We start from the raw sequence: 2,772 nt of genomic DNA, 5'->3' as shown, positions 1-2,772 counted from the left end.
CCCCGGACGACCGCCGGGTCGCGGCGTCGGTCGGGCCCTACGGTGCCGTGCTCGGCGACGGCTCGGAGTACCGGGGCAGGTACGGCCTGTCGGCCGCACAGCTGCGCGACTTCCACGGTCCCCGGCTGGAGGTCCTCGCCGCCGCAGGCCCCGACCTGCTCGCGGTCGAGACGATCCCGGACGTCGACGAGGCCGTGGTGCTGGCCGCGCTGCTCGACGAGCTCGGCCAGCCGGCCTGGTTCAGCTACTCGATCCGCGGCGAGCGGACCTGCGCGGGGCAGCCCCTGACCGAGGCGTACGCGGCGCTCGCGGACTGCTCGGTGCTGATCGCGGCCGGCGTCAACTGCTCGGCGGAGGCGGACGTGCTGGCGGCGGTCGAGACGGCCGTGCAGCAGACCGGGCTGCCGGCGGTCGCGTATCCGAATCGCGGCGGCAGCTGGGACCCCGTCTCGAAGACCTGGTCCGACCCCCAGCCGTTCGACTTCGATCTGGTCGACGCCTGGATCGCCGCGGGTGCGACGTTCATCGGCGGATGCTGCGGATTCGGCCCGTCCGACATCCGGGCGCTCGCTCGACGCGTGCGGGCCGGCGCCCCGGCATCCTGACCCTCAGCTCCCGGTGGCGGGGTCCTCGAGCCGGGCGAGCACGCGCTGCAGAGCCTCGCGATGCTGGGTGCGCGCGAGCTCCGGGTCGGCGGCGGCACGGATCCCCGGGTCCGCGCTGAGGGCCGGATCCGCGGCGAGTGTTCGCACGGCATCCGCCATCGCGCTGCGCGTGGTGCGTTCGGACTGCTCGGCGCGTGCGGCGCGCGTGGTGGCCTCGTGGGCGCGCTTGTCGCTCGCCCGAGCGATGAGCAGGGATGCCAGCGCCACCGCGCTGCCGACGAGACCGCTCAGCGCGCCGATCCACCCCGGGATGACGATGCCCCAGAGGTTGGTCGCGGAGATCATGCCGTCAGCCTCCGGGCCCCCTCGTGCACGGGGACGAGGCGGGCGAGCTGCGTGACGTGGCGGGGTTCCAGCTCGGCGAGGCTCGAGACTCCGAGGAGCTTCATGGTGCGCTCGATCTCGGTGCGCAGGATCTGGATGGTGCGGTCGACGCCGGCGCGGCCGCCGGCCATGAGCCCGTACAGGTAGGCGCGGCCGATCAGGGTGAACTGCGCGCCGAGGGCGACGGAGGCGACGATGTCGGCGCCGTGCATGATGCCGGTGTCGATCATCACAGCGGTGTCGCGGCCGACCTCGCGGACCACGTCGGGCAGAAGCCGGAACGGGACGGGAGCGCGGTCGAGCTGCCGGCCGCCGTGGTTGGACAGCACGATGCCGTCGACGCCGAGGTCGGCGAGACGCCGTGAGTCGGGCACGTTCTGCACGCCCTTCACGACGATCTTCCCGGGCCACCGCTCGCGGATGACCGCGAGGTCGTCGTAGCTGATGGTGGGGTCCATCGCGGCGTCCAGCATCTCGGCGACGGTGCCGCCGGTCGACGACAGCGACGCGAACTCGAGCTTGGGGGTGGTGAGGAAGTCGATCCACCACCACGGCCGCGGCAGCGTGTCGAGCACGGTGCCGAGGGTGAGCTGCGGAGGGATGGAGAAGCCGTTGCGCTTGTCGCGCAGACGGGCCCCGGCGACCGGGGTGTCGACGGTGAACAGCAGCGTGTCGAACCCGGCTTTCGCGGCGCGTTCCACGAGCCGGTAGGAGACCTCGCGATCGCGCATGACGTACAGCTGGAACCAGTTGCGGCCGTGCGGGTTGGCGGCTTTGACGTCTTCGATCGAGGTGGTGCCCAGGGTGGACAGGGTGAACGGGATGCCCGCGGCACCGGCCGCGCCGGCCCCGGCGATCTCGCCCTCGGTCTGCATCAGCCGGGTGAAGCCGGTCGGGGCGATGCCGAACGGCAGCGCGGACGGCCCGCCGAGGATCTCGACCGACGTGTCGACGTTCGTCGCCGGGCGCAGGATGTCGGGGTGGAACTCGACGTCCTCGAACGCGTGGCGGGCGCGGGCGATCGACAGTTCCTGCTCGGCGGCGCCGTCGGTGTAGTCGAAGGCGGCCTTCGGGGTGCGGCGCTTCGCGATGCGGCGCAGATCCTCGATCGTCAGGGCCTCGTCCAGGCGGCGCCGCTTGAGGTGCAGGTCGGGCTTCTTGAACTGCATGTACTCCCGCAGTTCGGACGGGTTCGGCAGCTGACGCTTGACCATTCGAGGACCTTCTCCTATCGGGGGTGGTGCAGCCGGGGGGCGTGCGTGCAGGCGACGAGATCGCGCAGCGCCTCGAGCGAACCCGAGACGAGACCCGCGGCACGGCCTTGAACGAGGATATTGCCCAGGGCCGTCGCTTCAACGGGTCCGGCGACGACCGGGATGCCGGCGCGGTCGGCGGTGCGCTGGCAGAGCAGCTCGTTGAGGGCGCCGCCCCCGACGACGTGGATGCTGCGCACGTCGACGCCGCCGAGGCGCCCGGCGGTCGTGGCGGCATCCGCGAACGCCTGCGCCAGCGACTCGACGATGCTGCGGGCGAACTCGGCCCGGGTGCGCGGAGTGGCGACACCGTGTTCGTCGCACCACGCGGCGATGCGGGCGGGCATGTCGCCCGGTGGCAGGAACCGCGGGTCGTCGACGTCGAACACCGGGACGGGGGCGGTGACGTCCTCGGCCGCATCCAGCAGCGTCGGCAGGTCGATGCGATGACCCTCCCGCTCCCACTGGCGCACCGTCTCGCTGAGGATCCACAGGCCCATGACGTTGCGCAGCAGCCGCACGCGGCCGTC

At 72.5% G+C, this 2,772-nt stretch carries 4 protein-coding genes; 1 reads left to right on the top strand and 3 read right to left on the bottom strand.

Going from position 1 to position 2,772, the window contains the following annotated elements; all coding sequences use genetic code 11:
* The coding region (locus tag VJR25_RS15340) for a homocysteine S-methyltransferase family protein (protein ID WP_324116584.1) at positions 1-605 on the top strand (605 nt) is incomplete at its 5' end.
* A 3-nt stretch (positions 606-608) separates the two neighbouring features.
* On the opposite strand, the gene VJR25_RS15335 is transcribed toward VJR25_RS15340, so the two are convergent.
* From VJR25_RS15335 to VJR25_RS15325, 3 genes are all read right to left on the bottom strand, one after another.
* The gene (locus VJR25_RS15335) at positions 609-950 is read right to left on the bottom strand and encodes a hypothetical protein (protein ID WP_324116582.1); all 342 of its coding nucleotides are present in this window, start codon (positions 948-950) and stop codon (positions 609-611) included.
* Positions 947-2,203, bottom strand: coding sequence for an alpha-hydroxy acid oxidase (locus tag VJR25_RS15330; RefSeq protein ID WP_324116580.1), 1,257 nt, complete (start codon positions 2,201-2,203; stop codon positions 947-949). Before VJR25_RS15330 ends, VJR25_RS15335 begins: the two co-directional genes overlap by 4 nt.
* Before the next feature lie 14 nt (positions 2,204-2,217).
* Positions 2,218-2,772: FGGY-family carbohydrate kinase (locus VJR25_RS15325; RefSeq protein ID WP_324116578.1), on the bottom strand; the 555-nt coding region annotated here is incomplete at its 5' end.

It is taken from the genome of Microbacterium sp. (genome assembly GCF_035277845.1).
Lineage (GTDB): Bacteria > Actinomycetota > Actinomycetes > Actinomycetales > Microbacteriaceae > Microbacterium.
This window is presented reverse-complemented; position numbering and strand designations above follow the sequence as displayed.

Excerpts from the sequence above, each read along its gene's own strand:
- VJR25_RS15335 (WP_324116582.1), bottom strand. The coding sequence starts at position 950 with ATGATCTCCGCGACCAACCTCTGGGGCATCGTCATCCCGGGGTGGATC.
- VJR25_RS15330 (WP_324116580.1), bottom strand. The coding sequence starts at position 2,203 with ATGGTCAAGCGTCAGCTGCCGAACCCGTCCGAACTGCGGGAGTACATG.